Annotated in this window: 21 protein-coding genes; 9 read left to right on the top strand and 12 right to left on the bottom strand. The window is 40.2% G+C overall.

The window, feature by feature from the left end:
* Positions 1 to 2: 2 nt before the first annotated feature.
* The 9 genes from JL001_RS13440 to JL001_RS13400 form a co-directional block, all read right to left on the bottom strand.
* Positions 3 to 1,076: a Gfo/Idh/MocA family protein gene (locus JL001_RS13440; RefSeq protein ID WP_200976763.1), complete on the bottom strand. Its 1,074-nt coding sequence runs from the start codon at positions 1,074 to 1,076 to the stop codon at positions 3 to 5.
* A gap of 95 nt (positions 1,077 to 1,171) precedes the next feature.
* Positions 1,172 to 1,723 (bottom strand): porin family protein, encoded by a 552-nt coding sequence (locus JL001_RS13435; RefSeq protein WP_200976761.1) that lies wholly within the window; start codon positions 1,721 to 1,723, stop codon positions 1,172 to 1,174.
* Positions 1,724 to 1,942: 219 nt separating this feature from the next.
* Entirely contained in the window at positions 1,943 to 2,548 is a 606-nt protein-coding gene (locus JL001_RS13430; protein WP_192007015.1) for a porin family protein, read from the bottom strand.
* A gap of 117 nt (positions 2,549 to 2,665) precedes the next feature.
* A complete protein-coding gene (locus JL001_RS13425) occupies positions 2,666 to 3,736 on the bottom strand; it encodes an alanine racemase (RefSeq protein ID WP_200976759.1) in 1,071 nt (356 codons plus the stop codon).
* A 1-nt stretch (position 3,737) separates the two neighbouring features.
* On the bottom strand, positions 3,738 to 4,178 hold the full coding sequence (locus tag JL001_RS13420) for a GNAT family N-acetyltransferase (protein ID WP_200976757.1): 441 nt from the start codon (positions 4,176 to 4,178) through the stop codon (positions 3,738 to 3,740).
* A 27-nt stretch (positions 4,179 to 4,205) separates the two neighbouring features.
* On the bottom strand, positions 4,206 to 5,615 hold the full coding sequence (locus JL001_RS13415) for a sodium:solute symporter (RefSeq protein ID WP_200976755.1): 1,410 nt from the start codon (positions 5,613 to 5,615) through the stop codon (positions 4,206 to 4,208).
* A gap of 204 nt (positions 5,616 to 5,819) precedes the next feature.
* Positions 5,820 to 6,569, bottom strand: a complete 750-nt coding sequence (locus JL001_RS13410; protein WP_200976753.1) for a succinate dehydrogenase/fumarate reductase iron-sulfur subunit — start codon at positions 6,567 to 6,569, stop codon at positions 5,820 to 5,822.
* A gap of 30 nt (positions 6,570 to 6,599) precedes the next feature.
* A complete protein-coding gene (locus tag JL001_RS13405) occupies positions 6,600 to 8,534 on the bottom strand; it encodes a fumarate reductase/succinate dehydrogenase flavoprotein subunit (RefSeq protein WP_200976751.1) in 1,935 nt (644 codons plus the stop codon).
* A 12-nt stretch (positions 8,535 to 8,546) separates the two neighbouring features.
* Positions 8,547 to 9,233 carry a succinate dehydrogenase cytochrome b subunit gene (locus tag JL001_RS13400; RefSeq protein ID WP_200976750.1) on the bottom strand — a complete coding sequence of 229 codons (687 nt, stop codon included), beginning with the start codon at positions 9,231 to 9,233 and terminating at the stop codon, positions 8,547 to 8,549.
* 371 nt (positions 9,234 to 9,604) lie between these two features.
* On the opposite strand from JL001_RS13400, the gene JL001_RS13395 reads away from it, so the two are divergent.
* The 8 genes from JL001_RS13395 (at position 9,605) to JL001_RS13360 (ending at position 19,397) form a co-directional block, all read left to right on the top strand.
* Complete coding sequence (locus JL001_RS13395) at positions 9,605 to 12,391, top strand: gliding motility-associated C-terminal domain-containing protein (RefSeq protein WP_200976748.1); 2,787 nt, start codon at positions 9,605 to 9,607, stop codon at positions 12,389 to 12,391.
* Entirely contained in the window at positions 12,388 to 12,816 is a 429-nt protein-coding gene (locus JL001_RS13390) for a thiol-disulfide oxidoreductase DCC family protein (RefSeq protein WP_200976746.1), read from the top strand. Before JL001_RS13395 ends, JL001_RS13390 begins: the two co-directional genes overlap by 4 nt.
* A gap of 249 nt (positions 12,817 to 13,065) precedes the next feature.
* Positions 13,066 to 13,941, top strand: coding sequence for an ACP S-malonyltransferase (gene fabD / locus JL001_RS13385; protein ID WP_200976744.1), 876 nt, complete (start codon positions 13,066 to 13,068; stop codon positions 13,939 to 13,941).
* Positions 13,942 to 14,271: 330 nt separating this feature from the next.
* Positions 14,272 to 15,561 (top strand): adenosylmethionine--8-amino-7-oxononanoate transaminase, encoded by a 1,290-nt coding sequence (gene bioA / locus JL001_RS13380; protein ID WP_200976742.1) that lies wholly within the window; start codon positions 14,272 to 14,274, stop codon positions 15,559 to 15,561.
* Positions 15,562 to 15,696: 135 nt separating this feature from the next.
* A complete protein-coding gene (locus tag JL001_RS13375) occupies positions 15,697 to 16,365 on the top strand; it encodes a head GIN domain-containing protein (RefSeq protein ID WP_200976741.1) in 669 nt (222 codons plus the stop codon).
* Positions 16,366 to 16,518: 153 nt separating this feature from the next.
* Positions 16,519 to 17,349, top strand: a complete 831-nt coding sequence (locus JL001_RS13370; RefSeq protein WP_200976739.1) for an alpha/beta fold hydrolase — start codon at positions 16,519 to 16,521, stop codon at positions 17,347 to 17,349.
* A gap of 153 nt (positions 17,350 to 17,502) precedes the next feature.
* The gene (locus tag JL001_RS13365) at positions 17,503 to 17,838 is read left to right on the top strand and encodes a HopJ type III effector protein (protein WP_200976737.1); all 336 of its coding nucleotides are present in this window, start codon (positions 17,503 to 17,505) and stop codon (positions 17,836 to 17,838) included.
* Between the two features lie 323 nt (positions 17,839 to 18,161).
* Positions 18,162 to 19,397: a DcaP family trimeric outer membrane transporter gene (locus tag JL001_RS13360; RefSeq protein WP_200976735.1), complete on the top strand. Its 1,236-nt coding sequence runs from the start codon at positions 18,162 to 18,164 to the stop codon at positions 19,395 to 19,397.
* Between the two features lie 39 nt (positions 19,398 to 19,436).
* Here JL001_RS13360 and JL001_RS13355 read toward each other — a convergent pair whose 3' ends face one another.
* The 3 genes from JL001_RS13355 to folK all read right to left on the bottom strand — a co-directional run bounded on the left by JL001_RS13355 (position 19,437) and on the right by folK (position 22,110).
* The gene (locus JL001_RS13355) at positions 19,437 to 20,828 is read right to left on the bottom strand and encodes an MATE family efflux transporter (RefSeq protein WP_200976733.1); all 1,392 of its coding nucleotides are present in this window, start codon (positions 20,826 to 20,828) and stop codon (positions 19,437 to 19,439) included.
* Positions 20,829 to 21,013: 185 nt separating this feature from the next.
* The gene (locus JL001_RS13350; RefSeq protein WP_200976731.1) at positions 21,014 to 21,487 is read right to left on the bottom strand and encodes a hypothetical protein; all 474 of its coding nucleotides are present in this window, start codon (positions 21,485 to 21,487) and stop codon (positions 21,014 to 21,016) included.
* A 140-nt stretch (positions 21,488 to 21,627) separates the two neighbouring features.
* Positions 21,628 to 22,110, bottom strand: coding sequence for a 2-amino-4-hydroxy-6-hydroxymethyldihydropteridine diphosphokinase (gene folK, locus JL001_RS13345; RefSeq protein ID WP_200976730.1), 483 nt, complete (start codon positions 22,108 to 22,110; stop codon positions 21,628 to 21,630).
* An 85-nt stretch (positions 22,111 to 22,195) separates the two neighbouring features.
* Here folK and sppA point away from each other — a divergent pair, with 85 nt between their 5' ends.
* The gene (gene sppA, locus JL001_RS13340) at positions 22,196 to 23,953 is read left to right on the top strand and encodes a signal peptide peptidase SppA (RefSeq protein ID WP_200976728.1); all 1,758 of its coding nucleotides are present in this window, start codon (positions 22,196 to 22,198) and stop codon (positions 23,951 to 23,953) included.
* Positions 23,954 to 24,056: the final 103 nt, after the last annotated feature.

Below are 24,056 nucleotides of genomic sequence, written 5' to 3'. Positions count from 1 at the left end.
TACTAGCCTATTTTAACTCGAATGCCCTCCTTAGCAGATTTAAAGGCTGCTTCAACCACCATAACATCTCTTAAACCTTCCTCACCTGGAACCATCACCTCCTTGTTTTCAAGAATGGCCAATGCATCATCATCCATTTGTACCGCTTGCTGACTTTTAACCTGGTCGGAAAATTGAATTCCATCACTTGTAGCACCTTGAATTCCACGATAAGACTGAAAAGGCTCCAACCAGAATTTTCCACTGGCACATGTGGCAGTTAACCTTCCCATGTTCATCCCAAAACTGGTGGCACAATTGGCCATCAAACCGTTGGGAAATTCCAAAATATAATTCATCGTTTCGTCTACCTCATCGAACATTTCTGGACGCCGGACACTCTCATATGCCATCACAGAAATAGGTTCCATACCACTCAGAAACCTTACTCCATTGATAGGATACACCCCCATATCGTACATGGCTCCACCTCCCATTTCCTTATCCAATCTCCAAATTCCCGTACTTCGCATTGTAAACCCAGCCACTGCTTCCAGCATTCTTAATTCACCATATTTTTGGTTTTTCACAAACTCCCTCAATTGTCTTGTATTAGGTTCGTGTTGCATGCGATAACCAATGCTCAGCTTAACTTTATTCTTTTTACATGCCTCAATGATCTGCTCACATTCCTTAACCGTCTTGGCCATGGGTTTCTCACACCAGACATGCTTCCCGGCCTCTGCAGCTTTTATAGCAAATTCGGTATGCATGCTATTTGGAAGCACCACATACACTACATCAATATCAGGATTATCTGCAATGGATTCGAAGTTCTCGTAATTATAAATATTGCCTTCGGGGATGTTATATTTATTTTTCCAATCTTCAGCTTTGGCAGGCGTTCCTGTCACTATCCCCGCCAAGTAACAATTTGAGGTCATCTGTAACGCTGGAGCCAATTGCCCTGTGCTGTATCCTCCTAGGCCTACCAAGGCAACTCCAAGCCTTTCCTTTTTGGAACCGAGAATAACATTAGGGAAACTCATTGCGGCTGATGCCAATATTGTATTTTGGATAAATTGCCTTCTTATCATGGTTAATTGGTTTTAGTGGTTTACTTATTAAGTTACAAAAGAAAAGCCCATCCAAAAAATTGGACAGGCTCTTCAAACCAAAAGAAAGAAAATTCTTAGAAGTTTTTACCAATGGAAACTTTATACACACTGTTCTTAGTATCTACATCACTGTAATTTAGGTCTGAAAACCCAAAGTCATAACTCCCCTGTACGTTGAACCCAAGTGGCAGATTAATTCCAACGCCAACAACTCCCCCGATATCAAATTTGGAAAGCTCCTCAATAGAGCTAATGTCCGTTGATCCCTCGTAATTCCGGGCCACTAGGAATGAGGCTTGAGGACCTGCAAAAATATTAATTAAAGGTATAAAGCCTAATCTTGCCAATACTGGAACATCTATATAGTGAAGTCTTTCTGTTCCTGTCATCCCGTTATCTTCAAACTTTCCTCCTTTTTGTGAATACTGTATTCCTGGCTCAACCGCCACTAAACCCAATAAACTGATTTTTTTGTAAAATCCTACATGGAAACCGGAATTGCCATCAGAGCTGATTCCTTTAATTTCAGGATAATTCCACCCTGCCCTAATCCCTGTTTGGGCATTGACTTGCTGGAAGCCTGCCAATAAAATAAATGCTAAAATGAGAATCTGAATTCTTTTCATGGTGAGTGTCGGTTAAATATGAAGTTATGCTAAAACATTAAAAAGCTAATTATCAACCATTAAACTTTTTAAATAAACGAAAAAAACCACTTTATAGAGATACATATTGAAATATTTTCTTCAAAAAATAGGTATTGAATCTAGATTATTGAATGAAGCCTAGAAAGTAAAAGCAAAAAAAGGGCTTCGATGAATACCGAAGCCCTTTTTGGATCCAGTTTAGAAACTATATCCAAGAGATATTTTGAAACCTCTATTATATACCTCAGCGTCCGAATCCTTAAATACTGGCGTCAGCCCTAAATCATAACTCCCCTGAACATTCAGTCCCACAGGCAAATTATATCCTACACCAAATACCAATCCGGCATCCAAATCATTTACATCATCTCTTTCCCATTCGAAGGTTGACCCAAAAGCATCCCCTTCAAACTCAGCTTTGGTCAAAATAGATCCCTGCGGACCAGCAAAGATGTTAAAGCCATCACTTGCATAAAAACGCAGTAAAATCGGCACATCTACGTAACTCAAGATTGTTCTTGACTCCGTTACATTATCTGCCTCGGTTCCTTTCTGCGAATAATACACACCTGGCTCAATGGCAAAATTGTCTGTCACAAACATATTTCCATAAATACCTGCATGGAAACCGGCTCGATTAGTATAGTCATTATTGGAGCCATCATCACCTCCCCAATTGAAGAAGTTGACCCCACCTCGGATACCAAAGTTGCTGGCTTGATCACTGGCAGGAGTTCTTCTCTGCGCATTGGCATCCCAAACAAATAATGATACTGCGATAAATGCAAAAATTACCTTTTTCATGTTAATCATATAGTTGGTTCATCCATTTGTACACCAAATCCATGCCAAAAGAATTCAAAAAAATAAGGGAATGCTCTATGCGACTCCCTTATTTATTTACAATTTATTGTAAACCAACTACTTTACTCTCTTCTCTATATAATATGAATTTAAAATCGCCAAAGCCCCCATGTACTTAAGTTTGAAGCGAATAAGGTCACCTACTTTATAGTTCTTTGGATTTTTACCCAAATCCAGGATCAGCATGTCTGAACTTCCCCCAAGCACTTCAAATTCGTTTTTGTCATATATTAAATACTTTGGATCCACATCCAACAACCCAAGATCCAAAATACCCCGGTAAGAAGATTGTCCGTAAAGCGACTCATCGATCTCTGTAATTTCACCTTGTGGGTTGGCAGCAAGGTTTCCAATAGGCAAAAGAGGCTTTTCCTGCAACTCAATTATCTCGGCACACAATTCAAAAACTCCATCATTCATTCCCTCGATAGTACTTCCATCAAACAAATTAGCACCGAAATATAAGGTCTCTCCAACCCTGAAATGATTGATTCCTTTGGGCAATTGATGATTTAGCATCAAAGGAATTGTCACTGAGGTCCCTGCGGACACCCATGGAATTTCCTTATTAAACTTTAATTCTATGATTTGTTTATAAAGGGATAACTGTACCAGTTTGTCTGTGGATGGCATGACTCCATTGAGACAGTTTAAATTGGTTCCCAAGCCAATCACTTCCACATTGGGAAGCTGAAATATTTTTGAATAAAACTCTACCAAGTCATCTCCCATCACTCCTTCTCTCAAGTCTCCCGTTTCCACCATGATGATGATCTGATGTTTCTTTTCTTGCTTCACTGCCTCCTCACTGATCCACTTTATGGTATTGAGTTCGCTGTTTAGACTGACATCAGCATACATCACTACATCTTTCAAGTTTCGCTTGCTAGGTGGCTTAATGTAAACTGTTTGTATTTTAGGATTGATCTTTTTGACTTTGGCAAGGTTGCTAATCCTGGAGTCATGTACTTCGTCCACACCCAGATCTATTAATTCCTGAATGTAAATTTCATTGCCACAAAGCAATTTGGAAACGACTCCCCAGGCCACATCATATTCATTAAATTTCTCTCGGAGAAACTCGTAATTCTTTCGAAGATTATCTTTGTATAGATTTAAAAATGCCATTTTATTTTTTCAACCTCATTTCAAGGTATTTATTGGTGAACCCGAGCTTTTCATAAAGGATTTTTGCCGGATTGTCAGGCTTTACGTGTAACGCAATATCGCCACTGGCCATTTTAATCGCCGTCTTCATCAGCTTTTTGCCGACTCCTTTACCTCGTTGGTTGGCATTGACAGCAATATAAACTAATATATTTTCAGGAATATATCCAGACATGCCTGTCTTATTTACCACTACCGCACCAATAATTTTTCCATTTTCACGCCCCATCACCACAAAACCTCCTTTATCCACAGCCTGATCCAAGGCATAATCCAAGCATTTCATAATGTCCTCATGTGGATCACCATATTGGTCTAGGTGCTCAAACAAAAAATCTGCAATTTCTTTTTTCTGGAGATATGTGGCATTGTCAATGGTGGATAGCGTCTCTATCTTATTCATTTTAATAGGGTTAAAGTATGTTCAATTTTATTTATCCAGTCTATCTACAAGCAAAAACGCTGCTAAAGAGGCCGTAAGCCCAAATAAATTAGCATCAAGTCCCAAAGGCAAAGCGATACCGCTAAAAGCCAGGCCTGCAGTAACACTTCCTCCAATGATCATAGAAAGTAATGCGGCATTAGGGTTTCGCTTATTCCAAAACAAACCAGCAAGAATGGGAACTAACAGTCCCGATACCATAAAAGCGTAAGAATAAAGCATAAGTTCCAGCACATTGGTCATTTGCATGGCAATCAACAATGCCAAAGCCCCAATAACCAAAGTAAACAACTGACTGAACCTCATTGACTTTTCTTCCGGTTGCTTCTCAAACCATTTCCCAAAAAGATCTGTAGTGAGATTCCCTGAAGCGGCCATCAAACAGGAATCAGCGGTAGACAACACTGCCGAAAAATAAGCGGACATCATCAGTCCCATTATTCCCGCAGGCAATACTGTGCTTAAAAGTATCGGTAACCCCATCTCTGGGTCCAAGTCATCAATTGCACCTGCAATCATGCCCTGTTCAAAAGCCACTCTAGACAATAAGCCTAAAGATACGCCCATAAAAGCCATTATGGGCCATTCAAACAAACCTGCAATATACCAGGCCTTCTTTGCTGATCTGACATCCTTGCTCGCAAATATCCTTTGGTACAAAGTCATACCTACAAACCATATAGGCAAAATAGTGATCCCCCAATTGGCCAAATCCTGCCAGGTCAAATTAGATAAACTGAAAAATTCAGCCGGTAATGTTTCTTGTATCGCCTTCCATCCCCCAACATGATAGTAGGAAATGGGCAAACCAATGAAAATAAAGCCCAATAACAAAATGATCCACTGAATGGTATCTGTGTATATTACCGCCTTTAAGCCTCCTAAAACAGTGTATACGACCGCTATTATGCCCATTATCAGCAATGCCAGATTGATATCCAAATCCTTAAAGGTGCCTGCTGCCAATTTTGCCCCAGCCAATAATTGAGATGAAGTAAAGCCTAGATACCCTACAAAACAAATCACTCCTGCTGCTATACCTACTTTGCGGTTAAAAAGATGCTGAAAGATTTGTGGAAAAGTATAAAATTTAGCGAAGGCCGGATTGGACTTCACTTTAGGAATCAAAAAAACAGCTGCCAACCATGCTCCTATAAGCCCTGTAAACAGCATCCAGCTTCCGGAAAGTCCCATCGCAAAACCTAAGCCTCCTAAACCAATAGAGAAACCTCCTCCCACATCTGTTGCCACCACAGATAGCCCGATATGCCAATGACCTATACTTCTACCACCAACATAATAATCCTCTTGTCCTTGATTGTTTCGCATGAAGTAAAAGCCAACTCCAAGCATGATGATCATATACACGATAAAAATAACAATATCGATCCATTCCATTCAGTTGTCTTCTTTCTAATTATTCCTTTTCTTACAAAATTTCTAAGTTATTGTTTTATTCGTTTTTTCCTATTTCAAGTAATTATATTTAGGAAATACACTATTTAAACAAAAATAAATCATGAAATAATCAAAGAAGTAAAAAAATAGATAATAAAAAAGGCCGGAAAAACCGGCCTTTTAATATATGATCTAAGATCTCAATTATACATTCTCACTGCTAGCAATTGCAGAGAAATATTCCCTGTTCATTCTAGCGATATTGGTCAAGCTGATGCCTTTAGGACATTCGATTGAACATGCTCCGGTGTTGGTACATGCGCCAAATCCTTCTTCGTCCATTTGGGCAATCATCTTCTCAGCTCTCTCTTTTCTTTCTACCTTACCTTGTGGCAACATGGCCAACTGGGAGATTTTAGCAGAAGTAAACAGCATGGCAGAAGCATTCTTACAAGCTGCTACACAAGCTCCACATCCAATACAAGTTGCTGCATCAAAAGCCTCGTCAGCAATTTTCTTTGGAATAGGAATCTCATTGGCATCAGGTACACCACCGGTGTTTACAGACACATAACCACCCGCTTGAATGATACGATCAAAAGCACCTCTATCCACTACCAAATCTTTCACTACAGGGAAAGCAGCCGCTCTCCAAGGTTCGATGGTGATGGTGTCTCCATCTTTGAAAGACCGCATGTGCAACTGGCAGGTGGTTGTTTGTTGAGGTCCATGAGGCTTGCCATTGATATGCAAAGAACACATCCCACAGATACCTTCTCTACAATCATGGTCAAAGTGAACAGGGTCTTCTCCCTTTTCAGAAAGCTCCTCATTCAAAACGTCCAACATTTCCAAGAATGACATGTCTTCAGAAATATCAGCAATATTATAATTAACAAAACCGCCCTTATCAGAACCGTTTTTTTGTCTCCAAACTTTAAGTGTTAAGTTCATAATAATTATGAATTTTTGATTGTCAAATGATTACTTGTAACTTCTCTGGGTCAACTTCACGTTCTCGAACACAAGCGGTTCTTTGTTCAGCTCTTCCTCCACATTATCACCCATGTGTTTCCAAGCACCCACGTAAGCAAAATTCTCATCATCACGAAGGGCTTCACCTTCTTCGGTTTGATACTCTTCGCGGAAGTGACCACCACAAGACTCATTTCTGTGCAGTGCATCCCTTACCATAAGCTCTCCCAACTCAATAAAGTCGGCCACTCTATGTGCCTTCTCCAAAGATAAGTTCAACTCATCTTCAGTTCCCAAAACTTTAACATCAGCCCAAAATTCCTTTTTCAAATCTTGAATCATACCAATGGCCTTCTGAAGACCCTCAGCAGTTCTGGCCATCCCGCAGTATTCCCACATGATTTTACCCAATCGCTTATGGAAATCATCGATGGTTTTCTTACCGTTGATGGAAAGTAGTTTTTGGATTTTATCCTTGATTTCTTTTTCCGACTGTTTGAAAGCCTCATGGTCTGTTCCCACTTTCTCATATGGCATCCCTGCCAAATAATCTCCAATAGTGTAAGGAATCACAAAATAACCATCAGCCAAACCTTGCATCAAAGCTGAAGCTCCCAATCTATTGGCACCATGGTCGGAGAAATTGGCTTCTCCTAGGGCATAAAGACCAGGCACAGTAGTCATCAAATGGTAATCTACCCAAAGTCCTCCCATAGTGTAGTGAACAGCCGGATAAATCTTCATTGGCGTCTTATAAGGGTTCTCGCCAGTGATCTGCTGATACATATCAAACAGGTTTCCATACTTTGCACTGATCGTGTCCTCTCCATCCCTGATGATAGCATCACGGAAATCCAAGAATACCGCTTCACCAGTTTCGTTTACCCCTCTGCCTTCATCACAAACATATTTAGCATTTCTAGAAGCCACATCACGAGGAACCAAGTTACCGAAAGAAGGGTACCTTCTCTCCAAATAGTAATCTCTGTCCTCGTCCTTAATATCTTTAGGCATGATTTCCCTCTTACGAAGTTTCTCTGCCAATTCTTGCGTTTTAGGCACCCATACCCTACCATCGTTCCTCAATGATTCTGACATCAAAGTCAACTTAGACTGGTGATCTCCAGAAACTGGGATACAAGTTGGGTGAATTTGGGTGTAACAAGGGTTGGCAAAGTATGCACCTTTCTTATGAGCTCTCCAAGCTGCGGTCACGTTTGAGCCCATGGCATTGGTCGAAAGGAAGAATACGTTACCATATCCACCTGTACAAAGTAATACGGCATGCGCACTGTGAGACTCAATAGCTCCGGTGATCAGGTTTCTGGTGACAATACCTCTGGCTTTTCCATCGATGGTTACCACATCCATCATCTCAGTTCTTGGATAAAGCTTCACCTTACCATTGGCTACCTGACGACTCAAAGCAGAATAAGCTCCCAAAAGTAACTGCTGTCCAGTTTGGCCCCTGGCGTAGAAGGTACGTGATACCTGAGCACCACCAAATGAACGGTTGGCAAGCAATCCACCATATTCACGGGCAAAAGGAACTCCTTGTGCCACACATTGGTCAATGATATTAACAGAAACTTCTGCTAGTCTATGAACATTGGCTTCTCTGGAACGGTAATCACCACCTTTAATGGTGTCATAGAATAACCTGTAAACAGAGTCACCATCATTTTGATAGTTTTTGGCAGCATTGATACCACCTTGTGCTGCAATAGAGTGGGCCCTTCTTGGGCTATCTTGGAAGCAAAAAGCCTTCACATTATAACCTAGCTCTGCCAATGATGCAGCTGCTGAAGCACCAGCCAAGCCAGTCCCTACCACAATCACGTCGTACTTTCTCTTGTTGGCCGGATTGACCAACTTCATATTGAATTTATGTTTTGTCCACTTTTCAGCTAATGAACCTGCTGGTATTTTGGAATCAAGTATCATATCGGCTTGGTATTAATTCAAGGATGAGAAATAAATGAAGATGGGCATGGAAGCAAATATCGCCGGAACAATGATAGAAAATGCACTTCCGATAAACTGGATTGCTGGGGTGTACTTCTTGTGATTAAGGCCCAAAGTCTGGAATGCACTGGCAAAACCGTGGTTCAAGTGAAATGCTAAGAAAGCCATAGCCACTACATAGAGTGCCACCAAACCAATGTTAGAAAAGGCGAGGTTGACCACTGCATAAAGGTCCTTGTACTCTCCACTTTCATAGGTTACTGTTGGAATTCCTCCCCAGTGCATTTGTGCCCAAAAGTTTTGAAGGTGAACCACAATAAAGATTAGCACAATAGTACCCAGAATACCCATATTTCTTGAATTCCAACTGCTATTAGTACCTGATTTCGCCTCAGCATAATTTACTGGTCTTGCCTTTTTGTTTCTTACTGATAACACGATCGCGAAAATCACGTGTCCAATAATGGAAATGTAAGTGAGGTAAGAAAGGATTTTCACTGCTGGATTGGTAGTCATAAACTTGGCATATTCATTGAATGCCTGTCCACCGTCATCTTTGAATAAAAGCATATTTCCCGAGACGTGTCCTATCAAAAATAGGATCAGGAATAACCCTGTCAGGGCCATTAGCAACTTTCGTCCCAAAGTGCTACTAAAGGTTTTGGTTACCCAACTCATAAATTTTTCTCTTTATTTTGTGTAGATCGTTTTTTTAAATTATCGATTTGGTCAACAAATTTACATGCCGAAAATTTATCAAACAATCTATCCCTACGTATTGGTCTTATTTTAAAGCGTTCTAAATAATACCAGAAAAGGGCTTTTTGGCTATTTTTAAAACTTTTTGATCGCTTGTCACTTAAATTTTCAGTTGTATTTCAATAATATGGTACACTTCCTTAACTTTAATTCGTATATATTTAATAATTGAGAAAAAACCTAGCTAACTTACTTGGCTAAATATTAAGTATAAATACTGAAAATTTTTAAGTAATTCATCCAGAAAGTTTGGTTGATCTGGATGAAAGTGGTAAAAACTTATGAGATATATGAAATGTAAAGCTTTTCTCTTGTTCTCCCTGTGCCTTTTCTTCCTAGGACTTCAAGAGACATTGGCCACACACATCCGGGCAGGCGAAATCATCGCAGAAAGAATATCGGTACAGTCACTCACTTACCGAATTACTGTAGTAGGCTATACTGACACACGCTCGTCAGTAGTTTTTGGGCCAGGACAAATCGAATTTGGTGACGGCAGGGTGGTAGAAAACCTGAATACAGAAAGTGATTTTAGCACAGTAGAGTCTTTGGGGAACCAAATTGAGAAGAACGTTTTTGTCATTACCCATACCTATCAAGGACCAGGGCAATACACCATTCGCTTTTTAGAATATAACAGAAATGACCTTACCCTGAACATGGACAATTCTGTGGAAACCCCTTTCTACATCGAAACCATGATAACCATTGACCCATTTATTGGTGTCAACAATTCACCAGTACTTACCATCCCCCCTGTTGACAATGGCCAGATAAACACTAGGTACATCCATAACCCTGGAGCCTATGATCCTGACGGAGATAGTATTGCATACAGATTTGATGACATTGTACCTTTACAAGGTTACCAAAGACCTGTAAACAATTACAGAAGCCCTGCTTCCAATGAGTTCAGCTTTAATAGAGAAGACGGTTCTCCAAACCCTTTTATCTCCATGGATCCTCTTACTGGAGATTTGGTTTGGGACGCCCCAGGCATCGCGGGACAGTACAATGTTGCCTTTCATATTGAGGAATGGCGGAAAATCAATGGGGAATACCAGAAAATAGGCTATGTGGTCAGAGACATGCAGATCATTATTGAGAACTCTGACAACCAAAGGCCTGTATTGCTTGTTCCACCAGATTTATGTGTGGTAGCTGGAACAAACATTGAAGAGATTATCCAAGGCAGTGATCCGGATGGAGACGATATTAAGATTGAAGTTTTTGGAGACCCAATCGAAATTTCTTCCTCACCAGCCAGCTATGACCCAGTTGCTACTTACCAATCATCTCCTGGTATCGTTAATTTCGACTGGCAAACCGTATGTAGCCACGTGAGAGCAAGAGAATACCAAGTAAGATTACGAATTACGGATGATCCTGAATCTGGTCCGGCTTTGGTGGATATCAAGACCTGGAACATTAAGGTAGTAGGCCCACCTCCAGTCATACAAGCAGTAGAACAAATGCCTGGCAGAACGGCGGATATCACTTGGGATCCTTATTCTTGTGGGAACAGTGCAGAAAGCATCCAAATTTGGAGAAGTGTCAACAGCAATCCTTACGAACCTGATTCTTGTGAAACGGGTATCCGGGATGGCTACGAGCTCATAGGAACGACGGACATGAACACCTTCAACTTCCTTGATGATAATGGAGGAGAAGGCCTTTCCCCTGGCAACACTTACTGTTATAGACTGGTTGCTTCTTATCCTCAACCAAGAGGTGGGGAAAGTATTGTTTCAGAAGAGTTCTGTATCACCATTGATGTTGATGTGCCTATTATTACCAATGTAAGTGTGGAAGAAACAGACCCTAGTAATGGTGAAATGTTTATCAAGTGGACACCTCCATATGACATCGATACCCAACAATTCCCTGGCCCATATCAATATCAGTTGATCCGCTCAGAGGGCTTTACAGGAAATGAAAACGCCACTACTGTCACCACAACAAGTGACACTTTGTTTACAGATACGGGATTGAATACAGAGAGTCTTGTATTCAATTATGAAGTAGTCCTTTTGGATGGCGGAATCAGGATTGACACATCTAGCATGGCCTCATCTGTTTGGTTACAGCCAACCATTATCAATGAAGCCATTGAACTTAACTGGGAGTTTAACGTGCCATGGAACAACCGTATCGCACAATATACCCATGAAGTTTACCGAAATAGGACAGACCCTGATGCAAGCGATGCAGATACATTTGAGTTGATAGCAGAAGTAGATGTCACCACAAGTGGTTTTACCTTTTTGGATGATGGTAGCCACAATGGTGTCCCACTGAGTAGAGATACAGAATATTGCTATTATGTCATTACCAAAGGAGCTTATAATGTGGATTTATTGACTTATCCTTTAGAAAACAAATCCCAAATTATCTGTGCAAGACCCGACGACAATAGGCTTCCTTGCCCTCCTGTGCTGACTTATGATGGACCAAACTGCGAGGAGTTTCTTGCTGATAAACCTTGTAATTTTGACAACTTCTACCATGACTTAAGCTGGGAGCCGAACTTTACAGGTGATTGTGACGATGAGCTAGGTAGCTATAGGATTTATTTCTCAGAAACTAGTGCTGAGGGCAGTTTCGAACAAGTGGCAACGGTAAGTGCTTTAGAAACTGACACAAGAATTACTGGCTTACTTGAGCTAAAAGGGTGCTACTACATCACAGCGGTGGATCGATCCGGGAATGAAAGTGAACCCAGCAATATTGTATGCATCGATAACTGTCCAAACTACGAATTACCGAATGCATTTACTCCTAATGGAGATGGCGTTAACGATACCTTCCAGGCATTTGACAACCCATTCCCTAGATGTCCTCGATTTGTAGAAGCCGTGGAAATCAAAATCTATAATCGCTGGGGTGCTTTGGTATTTGAATATAATAGTGCCACTTCAAACGAAAACGACTTCTATATTCGTTGGGATGGTAAGGACCAAAATGGAAATGACTTACCAGCGGGAACGTATTTCTATTCCGGTTCTGTGCTCTACAACACCAATGATGAAAGCATCAGCAGTGAAGAGCTCAAAGGTCACATTCAAATCATAAAATGAGTAAGTTAAAGCACGATTTTGATATTGTATTGTTTGATGGAGTCTGCAACTTGTGTAACCAAGCGGTAGACTTCATCATCCAGCGCGATAGAAAAAACAGCTTCAAGTTAGCTTCACTTCAAGACGACCTTAGCAAAGAATTATTAAAGGGTAAAGAAATAAATGAAGATTACCTCGATTCGTTAGTTTTGCTTCGAGATGAAAAGGTTTTCTATAAAAGCAGAGCTGCTTTGGAAATCGCAAAAAAATTAAAGGGGCTATGGCCCCTTTTTTATGCTTTTATCATCATCCCTACTTTTCTTAGAGACCCCATTTATAACTGGATTGCCCGTAACCGCTACAAATGGTTTGGCAAAAGAGAAACCTGTCGTTTTCCTACTGAAGAGGATAAAATGAAATTTCTTTCCAAGGAAGACTTTAAATAGAATTAAGCCAAAAGTTAAGTTCTCTGGGTACCTTCTGTAACAATTTCAATTTTACTTCATTATCCTTATTGCTTTATTTTTTGGTATATTTGTGCCCACAATTAACGAATTGAAATTTTGAGTTTCCATCTTTCACTAGAAAGTGGGCTTTAAGAAAGAAATTACATCAAAGCTTCTTTTTACTAGTTTCCATAAAAAATGAATGAAAAAGAATGCTGATCGATGAGACTTTAACAAAAAAATATTCGAATGAAAGCTTATGTTTTCCCCGGTCAAGGGGCCCAATTTCCGGGAATGGGCAAAGATTTGTATGAAACCAATGATGAAGCCAAAAGGCTATTTGATCAGGCTGATGAGATTTTAGGTTTCAAAATCAGCGAAATCATGTTCAATGGTACTGCGGAAGAGCTAAAACAAACCAAAGTAACCCAGCCTGCTGTATTCCTTCACTCTGTTATTCTGGCTAAAACCACTGCAGATTTTAATCCAGACATGGCTGCGGGTCACTCTCTGGGAGAACTTTCTGCCTTGGTTGCTACTGGCGCTTTGTCATTTGAAGATGGACTAAAACTGGTTTATCAAAGAGCTTTGGCCATGCAGGAAGCTTGTGAAATCAACCCTTCCACCATGGCTGCCATCCTTGGTCTAGAAGATGAGAAAGTCGAAGAGATTTGTGCCAGTATTGACGAGGAAGTAGTTGTAGCAGCCAACTATAACTGCCCAGGTCAGTTGGTGATCTCTGGTTCCAATAAAGGGATCGAGATCGCTTGTGAAAAAGCAAAAGAAGCGGGTGCCAAAAGAGCTCTGCCTTTACCTGTAGGAGGTGCTTTCCATTCTCCTCTAATGGAGCCTGCAAGAGAAAAGCTAGAAAAAGCCATTGCTTCCACCAACTTCAACAAACCTGTTTGCCCTATTTATCAGAACGTAAGCACCAAAGGTGAAACAGATATCGAAACCATCAAAAACAACCTGATTGCACAACTGACAGCTCCAGTAAAATGGACCCAATCTGTACAAAACATGGTGGCCGATGGTGCCTTAGACTTTGTGGAATGTGGACCAGGAAAAGTACTTCAAGGTTTGGTGAAGAAAATCCACCGAGAAGCAGAAGTCTCTGGACTATAGTTTAAGACAAAAAATATCAGACAAAAGACTTAAGACTGAAATCAGTTGCTCTTGATTTGTAATTAAGAATTTATTTTAAGGGGGATTTTTAATCCCCCTTCTACTTTCACTTTATTACAATGGGAAAGTATATGCCATTAAAGTAACCATGATTCATTTTTCTACTTTTTTCCTGATTCATTTACTATCAATAACAGATTACAAAGGCCTCGGTTTCATCCTTTTTGTCGCTACCTTGATCCTGGTGATTGGCTTTGATAAATTGGTCAAACTGATTATTTGGATTGTAGAAAAAGTTGAGGAAAAACGCAACAATAAGTAACACATCATATGACCCAACAAGAGATCCTATCTATCGACAATAAACATATCTGGCACCCCTATACTTCTGCCTCAAGAGAAACAGACAATCTTGTGGTCAAAAGCGCCAGAGGCGTTTTTCTGGAATTGGAAGATGGCTCCAAAGTCATAGATGGTATGTCAAGCTGGTGGTCAACCATTCATGGCTATAACGTTCCTGAATTGAACAACGCCATTCAAAACCAGCTGGATAAAATGGCTCATGTGATGTTTGGAGGCATTACTCACCAGCCTGCAGCTGAATTGACAAAGTTACTTTTACAAATTGTACCAGAAGGGCTTGAGCATGTTTTTTACAGTGATTCAGGTTCTGTTGCTGTGGAAGTTTCCATGAAGATGGCCTTGCAATACTGGCATTCTAAAGGACAAAACAGTAAAAACCGTTTTATTACTGTGCGAAACGGTTATCATGGAGACACTTGGCATGACATGTCCGTCTGCGATCCTGTCACCGGAATGCACAGTATTTTTAATAACCGACTTTCTCCACAAATCTTCCTTCCCGCACCACAATCCAAATTTGACGGACCACTTTTACGGGGGGAAATAGATGAGGTAGAAAAAACCCTAAAGGCCCATCAAGAAGAAATTGCTGCCTTTATTCTTGAGCCCATCGTTCAAGGTGCAGGAGGTATGCGGTTTTACCATCCTGAATACTTAAAAGCAATCAAGCGCCTTTGTGAAAAGTACAACATCCTTTTGATTGCAGATGAAATAGCAACGGGATTTGGTCGAACAGGAAAGCTATTTGCCTGTGAGCATGCCCAAATCACACCTGATATCATGTGCGTCGGAAAAGCTTTGACAGGCGGGTATTTATCTTTTGCTGCCACATTCTGTTCTACAGATGTAGCCATGACCATTTCCTCAGGCTCACCTGGAGTTTTTATGCATGGCCCGACTTTCATGGGCAACCCGCTGGCCTGCGCTACGGCCCTTGCCAGTATCAAATTATTACTTGGGAAACAGTGGCAAGACGATGTTAAGAGAATCGAAAAACACCTTAAAGAAACTTTACCAGAATTGGAGGAATTAGAAGCTGTGCAAGAAGTAAGGGTGCTGGGGGCAATCGGTGTGGTAGAAATGAAAGACAATGTAGACATAGCTTTGATTCAAAAAGAATTATTGGACAGAAGTCTTTGGCTCAGGCCTTTTGGCAAATTGATCTACACCATGCCTCCTTTTGTGATTTCACAGGAAGAGTTAAATCAACTTACCAATGCCATGTGTGATGGAATTCGCGCCTATATTTCCTCATAAAATCCCCTTTGACTTTGATCGTCAAAGTTCGATAGAGAAAATAAATTGATTTTTTTCAATACTCCACTCAGGGTATCCCTCCAGCTTGGTGTCAATAATTTACAGCAACGTAAAAATTATTAAAACCAAGGAAGTATGAAATTCAATATCGTTTTCTCAATTATAATTTCAGTTATTCTATTCTCTTGTCATGAGAATCGTTTATGCATCAAAGGTGATGGAGTCATCCGTGAGTATGAACTAACCAATTTAGAAGATTTCGACAAAGTAGAATTGACCGGACCAATTGATTTAAAAATTATCCAATCTACTACTCCTTCTGTTACTATCCTGGCTGAACAAGCTTTAATGGATGTGATGGAATACCGAGTGAAGAATGACGAGTTACAAGTAGGTTTTGAAAGAAAAATAAATTGCCTTAATAACACTAAACCGGTAACAGTGGTAGTTGCTGTGCCTGACTTGGTAGAAATTCAAATTGATGGCAATAGCGAAATCACTTGTGAAGGCACTATTGATTTCAATGAGCTTACCATTACCTCGTATGGTAAATCAGAGGTTGAACTGGAAGGTTCGGTGAATCATCAAACATTCATAGCCGAAGGAAAAATGGAAGTATCCAATTTCAACCTCCAAAGCAAAACCACCTATATTGATGTAAATGGATCTGGAGAGTTTGATATTGCATGTAGTGAGGTATTGGATATCGATGTAAATGGAAAAGCAGAAGTGAATTATATCGGCCAACCTTCCATCTCTCAAGATGTAAACGGATCTTTAGAACTTAAGTCAGTCAATCGCTAAAATTTGCATTCAAAAATATCCCTATGGTGATTTCCTCCACACCAATAACTGATTGATGAAATTCTTGTAAATCCCCTCGGCCCAAGTCAAACAAAGCCCTTTCTGAATTCGTTAATAATAGCAAACCAATCTTTGAACATAAATCAAATTGCAATGCCATTTTTAACGAATGAAAAAGGAAATCAACCTATTGATATATATTATCAAGATTATGGACAGGGTCAACCAGTCATTTTGATTCATGGATGGCCGCTTAGCCATCAAGCATGGGAAGGCCAAGTACAAACGCTGTTGGAAGCTGGTTATCGCGTGATCAGCTATGACAGAAGAGGTTTTGGGTTATCTTCCCATCCTCTTGATGGTTACGACTATTCATCCTTGGCCAGTGATTTAAATGCAATCATCCAACAGCTAGATCTTCATAAGGTCACCATTGTTGGTTTCAGTATGGGCGGTGGAGAAGTTGTTCGCTATCTAACAGATTATGGTACTGAGCGAATATCCAAAGCGGCACTTATTGCATCAATCATCCCTTTGGTGGCTAAAAAAGAAGATAATCCTGATGGAGTGCCATCAGAGGTTCTAAATAGTATTATGGAAGCATTGAAAAGCAATCGAGTTGGTTTCTTGAAAGACTTTCATAAGAACTTCTATAATTATCAAGAAAACAAGGGACGGATGTCTGAAGCCAATTTAGAATATGATTTCTCCATTGCTTCACATGCCTCTCCTATTGCTACCATAAAAGCCGCAGAAGCTTGGGCGGGAACAGATTTTAGAGCTGAGCTAAAAAATGTCACAGTACCTACATTGATTGTTCATGGAGATGCTGATAACATCGTACCCATCAAAACTTCTGCCGATCAAGCCGCTAAAGGCATCGCTGATAACGAGTATCATGTCATTCCAAATGCCCCACATGGCCTGAACCTTACCCATCGTAAGGAGTTGGATAAGCTTTTGTTAGACTTCTTGAAAAAATAGCCTGATAACAATTTAATGGTCTTATAGCCCTTTGCCAATGAATTGGCAAAGGGCTTTTTTGTTTCAACCTCAATACAATCTGGTTAAAACTTCTCAAAATGAGCTGTGCAGAAAAAACAATATCCTATTTTTGCCTCAAAAATTACAGACAACATGACGCTGATTGAAAAAATCCAGAAATCACCTGAAGCAGTTACTTTTCAGGAAACCATTGCCCACATTGATGAGCATTACCTTTTTTCTCCTACAAGGTTTACCAATGGTGACACCGTAAATGAAGCCGGCCAAAACAATGGTTCTTGCAAAATCTTCAGCTTCGCCAAAATCCAAAACCTAAACAAAGAGCAAACTCTTCAGCTTTTTGGAGATTTTTATAGAATTGATGTCCTTCAAGACCCAAATGGATCAGGGCATCAAAATATTCGCAGTTTCATGCAAACGAGTTGGGAAGGAATAGACTTTGAGCAACAAGCATTGAAATCGAAATAAGCCTCTGAACTGTCTCGGAAATTCGGGGTATCTTCTAAATCCTTTCGAGACAGTTTAACAACTTTTAGCCATTTTATTGCTATCAGTAAAACTTGAAATGAATCTTATTTTTTAGACAACAAGCTCATTTTCTCACCAGATATTTGTCAGTTATTCTAAAATAGAACAACTGCAGATGAACTAAAAATCAACATATTAACCTCAATTTGAAGTGATTTTTTTACCATGCACTTATTTTTATTGCTATTTTCAAGAAGCATTCCCCAAACTATAAGTTAGATTGATTTTATTTAAGCTTATTGAATTGTTTAATTGATTGAATTATGCGCATTGTCTTATGGATTTTTATTATTTGCTTGTTGGGCACAAAGGCTGTACTTGCGCAAGATGAACAAGTCTCTGTCAATCTGCAAAATATTAGCCCTGCCGATACCCTTAGAAAAGACACTACTTCAAAAGTGGAAGATGCACCGTTGGACATTGCCCAAAATCGTGGGATTTTCATTCTTTCACCTGACAAACAAATGGAAATGCGCATCATAGGATCGATTAGAATGCTGATCGTCTTTGATGAAATGAATTTCTCTAACAAAAACTTCTTTAGGACATATGATATTCCCACGGGACTCAATAATGACCCGCTTCCAAACTATTACAATGGGCTAGATCAAACTAGGATGGGTTTTGAAGTCACACGTAAAACCAGTGCCGGTAACCTTTTTGCAAGAATTGAAACAGATTTTGCCGGTCCCAACGGCTTTAGGATTCGTCATGCTTATGGGCAATACAAAAACTTTTTGGTTGGACAAACTTGGAGCTTGTTTTCCCAAGTGGCAGCATTGCCTGCAACGGCCGACTTCTCTGGCCCTAGTGGTTCAGTTCGATCCCGAACCCCACAATTACGATACAGTTTGCCGAAACCTATACATGGAATGAATATTTCTCTTGGATTGGAGTATTTAATCCCTGACTTATCGATACCTGATTCCTTGACCATTCAAACCTTCCAGCTAATCCCCAATATTACTGGAAAAGCAGATAAAAACTTTCAATGGGGCTATCTACAAGTTTCTGGGATCATCCCCATGCTTTCCGCCAGGACTGACTCTAACAAACTCATTGTCCGGCCTGGATGGGGGGTAGCTTCCTCTTCTTATGGAAATATTACTTCCAACAGTAAATGGCACGTCCAAATTGCAGGGGGACAAGCCATCTCCAGCTTTTTAAAAGACCTCAACGATAACGGTCTTGACGTCATTCTTGATCAGGGCGAAAACCCTCATGTTCCTTTCTCATGGGGTGGTTACCTAGGGTATGAATACTTATGGTATGAAGGCCTTTCCTCTAATATTATTTATTCTATTGTTCAAACGGAAGAATTTGAATTCAACCCAGACAATGCATTTAGAAGAGGAACGACATGGAGGGCAAATACTTTCTGGGATTTTATTGAAGGTGCTAAACTGGGCGCCGAAATCATTTACGGCAGGCGTGTAGACTACAATAATGTAAAAGGCAATGCCGTGAGGTTCAACCTGCTTTTCTATTATGATTTTTAGGCTAAACATATCTTAAACTATAATCTCAAAGCCTCACCTTTAAACCTCCACCAATTTCCATTTACCCTTATTGAATATCCACCCACTGACCAAGGCATGCACGGAGTGACCAACTGCAATGGCAATAAAAACACCATTCGCTCCTAAACCAAAATATGTTGACAGCACATAGGCCAGTGGTAACTGAAACAACCACAATACACAAATATTAATAATAGTTGGTGTTTTAGTATCTCCTGCTCCATTTAAGGATTGGCTCATCACCATGCCGTAGGCAAAGAAAACATAACCTAAACAGATAATCCCCAAACCATTTCCCCCAACAGCTACTACCTCAGGATTATCATTGAACCAACCGATAACGGTTTCTCCTCCCAAAAAGAAAATAGCTCCCCACACTCCTAAGAAAACAGCGGTATAATGGGCTGCTTTCCAAGCCGAATGCTCTGCACGCTCTGGCTGACCAGCTCCCAAGTTTTGCCCCACCAAGGTGGCTGCAGCATTGGAAAAACCCATTGCAGGAAGCAAAGCAAAAATAATCAACCTAATAGCAATGGTAAATCCAGCTAAAGCTACACTCCCACTTACTGAGACAATTCTCATCAATATGATCCAGCTGGCCGATTCAATCAGAAACTGGCCCATTCCCCCTATTGCTATCTTTAATATATTTTTGACAGTTTTCCACTTAAAACGCAAAACTTCCCAGTGAAAACTGACAATAGACTTTCCCCTTAAAAGCACTGAAAACTGATAGAGTACTCCTATTGACCTTCCAATGGTCGTGGCCCATGCTGCACCTTCCAAACCTAGCTCAGGCATAAAGCCTATCCCAAAGATCAATAGTGGATCCAATACAATATTGATCCCATTGGCCAGCCAAAGTGTTCTCATGGCAATCACTGCATTCCCCGCACCCCGAAAAACACCATTGATCAGGAACAACAACATTACACTGATATTACCCGCAAAAATCACTTGGGTGTACTTGTAACCAGAATTGACCAAATCTGGCTCCCCTCCCATGATGGTCAATAAATCCTTGGCAAAGATTAGCCCTAACAGTCCTACTGAAATTGCCAGACCAGCGCAGATGCAAATCGCCTGAAAAGCTGCTTCCGATGCTGCTTTTTTCTTTTTTTCTCCTATTCTTCTGGCTACTACAGCTGTGGCGGCCATACTTAAACCAATGGCCACAGAATATACTATCGTCAATACGGATTCTGTCAATCCCACAGTAGCCACTGCCTGCACTCCAAGCTTGCCGACAAAGAAGATATCAACCACCGCAAAGAGGGACTCCATCAGCATTTCCAAAATCATTGGAATGGATAGGTAAAAGATAGCTTTGCGAATACTCCCTACCGTATAGTCCTCTTCTGTCCCACTAACGGCTTTTCTGAAATGTTTGATGATTTTTACTAAAGTCATATATATTCGGTAAATAACTAAAAATACCACTCTTAAAAGAGCAGCCTAAAAGTCCTCTATGAGGCGCTATAAGATCCGATTATAAAAACTACGACTTCATAATGCTCCAAATTTGGAAAATATGGAGATAAATCACAAAAAAATCAGGTAATTAATCTAAAATTATTAAAATGAATCACTTTCAATTACCATGTAATTACACCATCCATAACCAATACTTCACTGGTTTCAGCATTGACCACAATAGTATTATCGAGCACTGCCTTTTTACCTGACACATCAAAATCAATTTCACCACATGCATCCATGGCACAGGTATAGTCATATTTAGTGCCGTTTTTGATAATACTCATTGAGATGGCAATATCGCTGACCACCATCACAAAAGTATTCATTGGGTCTTTGGGGTGAACGGTATCGGTAATCGTACTTCCTTCATCTACGACGATGATGGATTCTTCCAACCCTGTCAAATCATCCCGACCATAGGCAACATTCCCAACCACCAAACTAGTGCCTACCTTATCGGTATCGCTACCTTGCAAACTTATGGTCCCACTCCCGGTAATGGCAGGCTCATCATCTTCATCATCACCATTGTTACAGGAGAATATCAGCAAAAAACTAAGTAAACTTAAATAAAGAAGAGACTTTTTCATAGAAATAAAAATCAATTAATTATACATAAAATCAAAAATATGGAAAAAGAGATTAAAAATAGCTCAATTTATATATGTATAATCAATTATGTAAACCAATAACCTGATTTTGTATTTCAAAATACTATCAACTTACCATATTATGGTTTCAGCCTCTCCACTTTGCTTTCATCTTTGCAAAGCCTCAAAAGCTCATTATTGGTCTTGCCAAAAATTGGATGAACAAAGTCGGGAAGAACTTCAGCCAGGGGCTCAAGAACAAACCTTCTTTCTGCTAAAAATGGATGAGGCACTTTCAGTCGATCTGTATCGACAATGTTCTCTCCGAAATAAATAATATCTATGTCCATTGTCCGATCTCCCCACTTCTTCTCTCGTGTACGCCCTAGTCTATCCTCAATGCCCTGAGTGATATCCAGAAGTTCCTCTGCCTCTCTTTTCACTTCCAAAACCAAAGCCCTGTTCAAATAATTACCCTCAGAGCTTCCACCCCAAGCTTCTGTTTCATAGATGGATGATTTGCCCGTAACCTTAAACTCCTCGGTCAGCAAAGCTTCCGCCTGAGCAATCAGCCCAAATCGGTCGCCTATATTCCCTCCTATCAATAATACCACTTGCTCCATTATTAACTACGCTAATTTCAGCCGTAAAACTAACAGAAAGTAAGAAAAAAGAATTATTTTCGGACTTTACAAAATAGAATTAAGCATGAAATTTTTAAGTAACGTTTTGGCAGTAATCGTGGGCTTGATGATCTTTTCCCTCATCAGCTTCTTTTTCTTTGCCGGACTGATCACCCTTTCCACTGCGGAAGAAAAAGTCACTATCAAAGACAATACTGTTCTGCATATCAACCTGGAAAACATCATGTTGGTGGAAAGAACTTCCGAAGACAATTTGAACCTTTCTTCATTCGGCCCCATCCCTTCTGCTTATAAAATTGGTTTGACCAACTTGAAAAAAGCAATCAGGACAGCCAAAGACAACGATAATATCAAAGGTATTTATCTTCAGGCAGGAACTGTAATGGCAAACCCTGCGGCTTTGACTGAGCTAAGAAACGAACTTGAAGATTTCAAAAGTTCTGGCAAATTTGTGGTGGCCTACTCTGAATTATTCAGTGAGGGAGGTTATTTCCTTTCTTCTGCAGCCAGTGAAATTTACCTCAACCCAATGGGTGGCCTTGAGTTCAATGGACTTTCTTCAGAGGCCTTGTTCTTCAAAGGAATGTTAGAAAAACTGGAAATTGAACCAGTGATATTCAGAGTGGGAGAATACAAAAGTGCAGTAGAACCTTTCATTCTGGACAAAATGAGTGAAGCCAACCGCCTTCAAACAGAGGCTTTTCTTGGGGACCTTAACAACTATGCCATTCAGTCTATTGCCAAAAGCAGATCTTTAGACCTCACAAAACTGAAGCAAATCAACGAACAGATGTTGGTGCGGAAACCTCAGGATGCTGTTGATTTAGGCTTGGTAGACGGAATTTGGTATGATGATCAAGTGAAAGACTTGTTAAGAGAAAAATTAGGCTTGGAAGAGAATTCAGAGATTTCCACGGTCAATGTCACTAATATCAATAAGACCGCTAAAACAAAAAATTTAACAGCTGGCGATCGTATTGCGGTAATTATTGCTGAAGGAGAAATTGTAAGCGGGGAGGCAGAAGGAGTCATTAGCTCAGAAATTTTCGCCAAAGAAATCAAGAAAGCCAGAATGGATGACGACATCAAGGCCATTGTGCTTCGAGTAAATTCTCCAGGAGGTTCTGTATTGGCCTCTGAAGTTATTTGGAGGGAAATGAATGAAGCAAGAAAAGTAAAGCCTGTAATCGCTTCCATGTCGGCAGTAGCAGCTTCTGGAGGCTACTATATCTCAGCTCCGGCTGACACCATCGTAGCACAGCCAAATACCATTACCGGGTCAATCGGAATTTTTGGCATGTGGTTCAATGCGAAAGGTTTACTTAACAATAAGCTTGGTATCACTGTTGACGTAGCCAAAACAGGTGAATTTTCCGACTTTATGAACCCAACTAGGGAATTGACTGAAGTAGAGAAAAACATTATCCAAACTCAAATTGAAGATGGTTATGACACTTTTATCCAAAGAGTCGCGGATGGAAGGGCCATGAGCAAGGAAGCGGTATTAGAAGTGGCTTCTGGAAGAGTTTGGAGTGGCATGCAAGCAAAAAAACACGGCTTGGTAGATGTGCTTGGTGGCCTTGATGATGCCATCAATATCGCTGCTGAAAAAGCCAATTTGGAAGACAATTACCGTGTCTTGTACTTCCCTAAGCAGAAAAATATTCTAGAACAACTTATGACTGAGTTTGGCAGCGACATTGAAGCCAAATATATGAATTACCGATTCGGAGAAACTTATCAATTATATCAGCAAATTGAAAAGGTGAAAAAGCTAAAAGGGAATATGGCCAGAATGCCATATGATATCATTATCAAATAATTCCCTTAACAAGTAAAAGTCAAAACAAAGGCTGTCCATATGGACAGCCTTTGTTTTTGGTGCTGAATGACAGAAAATATATTCCTTATCATGAATCCAATAG

The organism is Echinicola sp. 20G (assembly GCF_015533855.1).
GTDB lineage: Bacteria > Bacteroidota > Bacteroidia > Cytophagales > Cyclobacteriaceae > Echinicola.
Note: the sequence above shows the minus strand (reverse complement) of the source record. Positions and strands in the feature narration are given on the sequence as shown.

Bases quoted from the DNA above. Each gene is read 5' to 3' on its own strand.
- JL001_RS13390 (WP_200976746.1), top strand. From the start codon at position 12,388: ATGAGTAAGTTAAAGCACGATTTTGATATTGTATTGTTTGATGGAGTC.
- JL001_RS13375 (WP_200976741.1), top strand. From the start codon at position 15,697: ATGAAATTCAATATCGTTTTCTCAATTATAATTTCAGTTATTCTATTC.
- JL001_RS13395 (WP_200976748.1), top strand. From the start codon at position 9,605: ATGAAATGTAAAGCTTTTCTCTTGTTCTCCCTGTGCCTTTTCTTCCTA.
- folK (WP_200976730.1), bottom strand. From the start codon at position 22,110: ATGGAGCAAGTGGTATTATTGATAGGAGGGAATATAGGCGACCGATTT.
- JL001_RS13415 (WP_200976755.1), bottom strand. From the start codon at position 5,615: ATGGAATGGATCGATATTGTTATTTTTATCGTGTATATGATCATCATG.
- JL001_RS13360 (WP_200976735.1), top strand. From the start codon at position 18,162: ATGCGCATTGTCTTATGGATTTTTATTATTTGCTTGTTGGGCACAAAG.
- JL001_RS13430 (WP_192007015.1), bottom strand. From the start codon at position 2,548: ATGAAAAAGGTAATTTTTGCATTTATCGCAGTATCATTATTTGTTTGG.
- JL001_RS13410 (WP_200976753.1), bottom strand. From the start codon at position 6,569: ATGAACTTAACACTTAAAGTTTGGAGACAAAAAAACGGTTCTGATAAG.
- JL001_RS13405 (WP_200976751.1), bottom strand. From the start codon at position 8,534: ATGATACTTGATTCCAAAATACCAGCAGGTTCATTAGCTGAAAAGTGG.
- JL001_RS13365 (WP_200976737.1), top strand. From the start codon at position 17,503: ATGACGCTGATTGAAAAAATCCAGAAATCACCTGAAGCAGTTACTTTT.
- sppA (WP_200976728.1), top strand. From the start codon at position 22,196: ATGAAATTTTTAAGTAACGTTTTGGCAGTAATCGTGGGCTTGATGATC.
- JL001_RS13440 (WP_200976763.1), bottom strand. From the start codon at position 1,076: ATGATAAGAAGGCAATTTATCCAAAATACAATATTGGCATCAGCCGCA.
- JL001_RS13400 (WP_200976750.1), bottom strand. From the start codon at position 9,233: ATGAGTTGGGTAACCAAAACCTTTAGTAGCACTTTGGGACGAAAGTTG.
- JL001_RS13420 (WP_200976757.1), bottom strand. From the start codon at position 4,178: ATGAATAAGATAGAGACGCTATCCACCATTGACAATGCCACATATCTC.
- fabD (WP_200976744.1), top strand. From the start codon at position 13,066: ATGAAAGCTTATGTTTTCCCCGGTCAAGGGGCCCAATTTCCGGGAATG.
- bioA (WP_200976742.1), top strand. From the start codon at position 14,272: ATGACCCAACAAGAGATCCTATCTATCGACAATAAACATATCTGGCAC.
- JL001_RS13370 (WP_200976739.1), top strand. From the start codon at position 16,519: ATGCCATTTTTAACGAATGAAAAAGGAAATCAACCTATTGATATATAT.
- JL001_RS13435 (WP_200976761.1), bottom strand. From the start codon at position 1,723: ATGAAAAGAATTCAGATTCTCATTTTAGCATTTATTTTATTGGCAGGC.
- JL001_RS13425 (WP_200976759.1), bottom strand. From the start codon at position 3,736: ATGGCATTTTTAAATCTATACAAAGATAATCTTCGAAAGAATTACGAG.
- JL001_RS13350 (WP_200976731.1), bottom strand. From the start codon at position 21,487: ATGAAAAAGTCTCTTCTTTATTTAAGTTTACTTAGTTTTTTGCTGATA.
- JL001_RS13355 (WP_200976733.1), bottom strand. From the start codon at position 20,828: ATGACTTTAGTAAAAATCATCAAACATTTCAGAAAAGCCGTTAGTGGG.